Origin of the sequence: Veillonella sp. CAG:933 (assembly GCF_000431435.1) — a bacterium.
Classification (GTDB): domain Bacteria; phylum Bacillota; class Negativicutes; order Veillonellales; family Veillonellaceae; genus Veillonella_A.
In genome coordinates this window covers 1-6,224 of the sequence record NZ_HF986176.1, presented here as the reverse complement: position 1 = coordinate 6,224, position 6,224 = coordinate 1, and the positions used below count along the sequence as shown (strand labels likewise).

The following is a 6,224-nucleotide window of genomic DNA, read 5'->3' as shown; positions in this document are numbered from 1 at the left end:
AAGCTTGCATCACTAATGCCGCCTTTAACTTCTAAGGTTTCATTGAGCTTCTTAGGAATAGTAACGTCCTTCGTATCACCGGCAAACTTCAAGCCGTCTTCCAGCGTAGCTACGGTATGTTCTTCACCGTTTTCATCTTCATATACGATACGAGTGATACCGTCTTTACCATGCTTGCCGTCGACACCATCGACACCGTTCTTAACGGAGATTTCGCCGTAAGCATTTTTGCCCAGCTGCCCATCTTCACCGGCAGGACCTTGAGGACCAACTAAACCGATGCTACCTGGCGTACCATCTTTACCATCCTTACCAGGTTGGCCGATAACAACTTCATTCTTCAATTTAAGATCGTAAACCTTCTGACCATTAACGTCTTTCACGGCCATAGTAAGGTTGTTTTCGCCGATATAGTCGCCTAACTTGCCGTCAGTACCTACTATTGCAGATTTACCATCAAGAGTGAGTTCAGTATGAGCCTTGGCAATTGTTTCTACCGTTTTAAGTTGAGCCAAGTTAACGGCATCAGTATCTTCAGAGCCTGCCGCAACATTAATAATCTGACGAGTAGCACCCGAACCACCTACTGAAACGGCACCATAACTAGGTTTATAGGCTGCAATAATACCAGTTCGTTTTTCAAAACTTTCAGTCATAGCGTTTGCAGCATCTACGTAAGCTTGTATTGCATTTGGATCTCTCGGATTTTGCTGATATGCCACTAATTTTTCCTGGAAAATTTGAACTTTTTCAACATAATCTTGATTTGCCTGTTCGAATTCAGCAGTTTTACCTAGATAAGCTGCTACTGATGCATCATCCGTAAAGGTCACACCATCAGGTGAATAGCCATATACTTCAGCACTTCGATTAGCCACTGCACCTAACCCCAAGGCAACCCCCGATTTTTCTGTTACAGACGTTCCATAGCCTAAGGCTGTACCGCCTTGAATAGTAACAGAACTGTTAATACCTATGGCCATGCCATAATTTGCGTTATTAACATTTGCCATAGAACCAATAGCAATACCGGAATCAGAGTTTATTACTTTCGAGAATGTGCCCAAGGAAGTTCCATAATTTGAACCACTAACAATAGCCGATTGCCCTACAGCAGTCCCCTGGAGTGAATTAGTAACATTAGCCCTTGTACCGAGTGCAGTTCCAAATAACGAATTATCTACTATAGCCCCGTAACCAATTGCAGTACCTTGTTCCGAACCGGTTACCTTAGAAGTGGCACCATACGCACTGCTAAAATTAGAATTACTAATTTCAGATTGGGAACCAATAGCAACAGCACTTGCAGACGTTACTTTTGTTTTAGGACCAATAGCAATCGAGTTATCTCCCGTAGCCCCATCATTAAGTTTATTCTCAGTTTCGGCAGATTTAATAGATACGTATTCAATCTTATTGGCATCGACTTTATTAGTAAGAGCAGTTAACTGAGACATATTTACAGCATCGGTACCATCAACACCAGCTGCCACGTTAGTAATTCGTTGATTACCATTGTCTAGGCCAGTTGAACTCAACTTCACCGCTCCTACAATCGGACTTTCGACAGCCGTTAAATCTGCACCATCCTTGGTATAAGTCTGCGAATCTGCATTATAAACCGCATCTGTTAAATCCGTGTACCATTTACCATCTTCACCTTTAACTAGAGGGTTACCGTCTGCATCTTTTGCGGTTTCTGCAAAGGTTACACTACCATCAGCCAAGTTAAGGTTCTTAGATAATTTAACACTTAAAGAACCACTGTCTTTGTCTGCTACAACACCGATATTATTATCTGTTAATGTTGTAGTATCTGTATTACCACCGGAAATAATTAATTCAGTGCCTAGATTGCGATGAACAATAGTATCACCATCGCCTTTAAAGTTAAGGCCTTCAGCCTCTACAGCTTGTAATTGAGCCACGTTAACCGCATCATAATCAGCAGCACCACCTGCTATGTTAGTAATACGACGACGATTGGCTTCAACCGTGGTTTCACCGATAGTATATTCAGCATTACCGACAGATACGACGCCATTTTCTTTTGTAAAAGCTTCATCAGTTAAATAAGCTTTAGTGGCAACATTATCACCTACATAAGCTAAAGATTCATAACCTAATGCTACAGAATTATCAATAGCTGCACGAGAGTAACTACCTAATGTAGCAGATTTATTGATTGCCGTCTTTCCATCTAAACCTTGAATTGTAGAAAGAGTACCGATAGACACAGAATCTTCACCGACACTAGTTGCCCAGTGGCCGATAGCAGTCGAATTTTTACCAGTCGCACGCGCTTGTTTCCCTAAAGCTGTCGCGTAATGATCTTTTGCTACGGCATTTACCCCTATTGCTATGGTATTGGTATCATAAGTTTCAGCACCGGCACCTACGGATAATGTTTGGAAGCCAAAAGCTTTGGCTGCAAAACCTAATGCAGTAGAGTTCATATGCTCTTTACCTACTTCAGGTGTCGTGTCATCTCCTTCACTAATTCCATCTGAAGGTATACCGATTCCCCCACCAGAATCACGTATCGAGCCAATATATGCATTTCTACCGATTGCAGTGCCATTATAAGCGGTGCTTTCTGTAGTTGCACCTTGACCTAAACCAACCGAACGACTCCCTTGCACTTTTGCCGTAGGACCAATAGCCGTTGTATTTTCGCCCAACGCCTGCGCCATTGTGCCGATAGCTACCGAGTTTTCTGCAGCCGAGGATGTTGCTGCTAAAACACCAATACCCACTGACTGAAGCCCTGCTGTCTTAGCACCATATGAAGCAGCTAAAGACAAATGACCTGACGCTTCTGTATCTTGAGCAATGGCAATACTCCATGCCCCAGTCGCTTTCGCCTGATTCCCCAACGCCAATGACTGTGCATTTAATGCCTGTGCATTAAACCCTAAAGCCGTCGCATCAACGCCTTTTGCCACAGCATCTTGACCAATCGCTACAGCATGTTTGCCGTCACTAACAGTATCATAACCGACTGCTATTCCACCTGTTTGTTTTGTCTTTGTCCGATACCCTATAGCGACAGCCTTTTCCGCGTCTTTATTAACTTGAGCTTCTATACCAGCTGCCACTGAGTAAAGTCCACCTGCACCACCGGTTTCACTCATCAATCCATAGTTATTCCATGTAGGATCTGTAGCTTCTTTTATATTTGCATGGAAATAACCTTTACTATTATCTTCAAGACTTTAGTATCTACTAAAGTCTTCAGCCCTTTCAGCTGTGCCACGTTAACTGCATCAGTATCTTCACTACCTGCAGCTACATTGGTAATTTGACGAGTATCACCCGCAGTACCTACGGAAATAGCACCTAAACCGGAGCGGTACGCAGATACAATCGCATTACGAGCATCAAAGCTAGCTTCAGCAGCCTTACTTGCTTCTTCATATTCTGTTTTTAATTGTTCATTATCAGGATCATCAGCTAAAGCAGCTTTTTTCTCGTTATAAACAGCTAATTTAGCGTTAAAATCTTCTGTTGCTGTCTGATACGCTTCTGCTTTTCCAATATAAGCAGCAATATCTTCATCTGCTCCAAAGCCTACGCTATCTACATTATAGCCATGTACCTTACTTCCTCTATCGGCTACAGAGAACGCACCTAATGCTACACCGGTATTCACATTAGCTGCTGAATCATACCCTAATGCCATAGAGGCACCACCGGATGCAGCAGAATAACTACCTAAAGCCACTGCACTTCCAGCGCTAGTACTAGCCGAGTACCCTAATGCTGTAGCAAAACTGCCATTTTGAGCACTAGCATAAGGTCCCACTGCTACAGATTTCTCTGAAGTAACGTTACTATAATGGCCTAAAGCAGTACTTAACTTGGCACTGGCTACAGAACTTTGCCCCATTGCCATACTCCAATTGCCAGTAGCTTCTGCATTTCCACCAATACCAATGGTCCCGTATCCCAAACCTTTAGTATAGGTACCTATAGCGATGCCCATTACATTATCAGCTTCAGCTCTATTACCAATTGATACTGCTCCTACACCTGTAGCTTCCGTTGTGTCACCGATAGCAACTGCACCGCGAGCAGTTGCTTTAGCCAAAGAGCCCATAGCATTAGATTGGAATACCGCTTTTGAGCCTTGACCGACGGCTACACCACCTTGCCCCGACACAACAGCACCACTACCAATGGCAACAGCCAAACCACTACCACCATGCTCAGGATCCGAATCCATAAAAGCACTCGCACCATTACCGATGGCTACACTATATCCGGCTGCCTTAGCCACATTACCAATAGCTACATCAGCCTGCAAAGAATCTCCTGCAACCGAGCCTAAACCAATAGCTACGCTATGTTCTGAAGTTGACGATGAATTTTGGCCAATAGCTACCCCACCATTTGCAGTAACGTTACGCCCAATAGCAACTGCACCTTCATAAGTAGCACTTGCTTTCGGTCCAATAGCAACCGTATCCGTTGCGGTTGCTCCATCATTTCCTTTATTTTCTTCTACAGAAGAGTTAATTGAAACATACTCTATCTTATTCGCGTCAACTTTAGTATTAAGAGCTTTCAACTGAGCCACGTTAACGGCGTCAGTATCTTCACTACCAGCTGCTACACCGGTAATTTGACGTGTCGCAAAATCTGTACCTACCGAGGCAGCACCAAAATACGATTTATACGCAGCCGTAAGTTTTAATAGAGCTTGTTGGCTGGCAACCCATTTTGCTTCAGCTTCTTCGGCCACCACTCTTAATTCTTCATTACCTCTATCAGCTCTCCATGCCGCATATTTTTCGTCATAATCTTTTTTATTCGCTGCAATAATATCTACAGTTGCATTATACTCGTCTATTTTTCCAAGATAAGTAAGTAATTCGGCATCACTTGTAAACGCCGCATGATCTACTGTATAGCCGTAGGTATCATAGCCCCTATCTGCCACACTCTTAGCCCCAATTGCTACGGAAGAGCTAGTGGCAGCAACAGCATTATGACCTAATGCAATTGAATCTGCACCACTCGCATTTGAATAACCACCTATGGCCATTGAATAATTACCGGTAGCCTGTGTTTGAATCCCCATGGCCATGCTGCGTTTTCCTGATGCAATACTCTTAATGCCCATGCCAATAGATCCACTGCTTTTTGCTTCCGCTCTATCACCGATAGCAATGGATGATTCAGCCAAGGTTTCCGTATTACTTATCGCAGTATTACCAATCGCAATACCGGACTTTCCATATGCCTCTGCGCCCGGACCAACGGCAAGAGATCCTTCGCCCAGTGCTTTTGAGTTAGTCCCATAGGCCGCACTATGCCCAATACCCGTAGCTGTAGCATTCCAACCGACAGCAGTATTCGATGAATTCGCGTTGGCATTAGCATTTGTACCAATGGCTACAGACGTGTCCATTTTTGTAGCCGAATTTTCCCCTATAGTAACGCCCGGACCTTCTCCCAATTGTAACTGCTGAATCACCGCATCATATACGGCCTGTTGATCTTCTGTGAGATCCGCCGCCAACACACCTAAACTCGGGTATAGCACCGAGCTCGTAAGCAATGACGCCACTAACAGCGCTCTGGATTTTTTACTCATAAGATGTACCCCTTTCAATTAACACTAACCTAATCGTCCCCATGTAGTGTAAGTAAAAAATTATCCAATACTTATCGTGTTTCTATATTCAGTTTTAATTCCCCAAAAAAGATGATTAAATGTTATATATTATATCCACATTAATCATTTATAATATTATAATGACATATTTATCAAAATTAATCCAACTTTTTCTTAAAATTAATTTTAAATTTTATTAATTCCTACTTTCTAAAGAACCTTATAAATTCTGTATTTCTCTTTTTATTCACATTTATTTTTGATGCATTTATCGTTTATATTTATGTCATATCAATAACATAGTAATAACTTAAAATTATATATGCTATTTAACAAAGTGCAAAAAAATAAAAGGTGACGGTTAACAAACCGCCACCTTATCAAGTGTAAAAGCAAAATATGCTTAAATTTTTCAATCTGAAAACGTTAGTTATAAATCGTCTTTAAAAAGTATTATATCACAAAGACAAATGTCTATTATCACTAAAATAACTCGAACGTTCGCGATACACCATTATTAATCGTCAGACATTTATAGGCTCTACTGCTATGTAAAATCTTAAAAATAAAACGAGCACTTGATACCCATACGGAGTATCAAGTG

2 protein-coding genes are annotated in these 6,224 nt (G+C 42.0%); both read right to left on the bottom strand.

Annotated features, from left to right (window positions below):
• Positions 1-3,098, bottom strand: a 3,098-nt coding sequence (locus QZL64_RS03795; RefSeq protein ID WP_296309271.1) for a hypothetical protein, incomplete at its 3' end; no start/stop codon positions are given.
• Between the two features lie 74 nt (positions 3,099-3,172).
• Positions 3,173-5,599: a septum site-determining protein MinC gene (locus QZL64_RS03790; RefSeq protein WP_021840675.1), complete on the bottom strand. Its 2,427-nt coding sequence runs from the start codon at positions 5,597-5,599 to the stop codon at positions 3,173-3,175.
• Positions 5,600-6,224: the final 625 nt, after the last annotated feature.

Bases quoted from the DNA above. Each gene is read 5' to 3' on its own strand.
- QZL64_RS03790 (WP_021840675.1), bottom strand. From the start codon at position 5,599: ATGAGTAAAAAATCCAGAGCGCTGTTAGTGGCGTCATTGCTTACGAGC.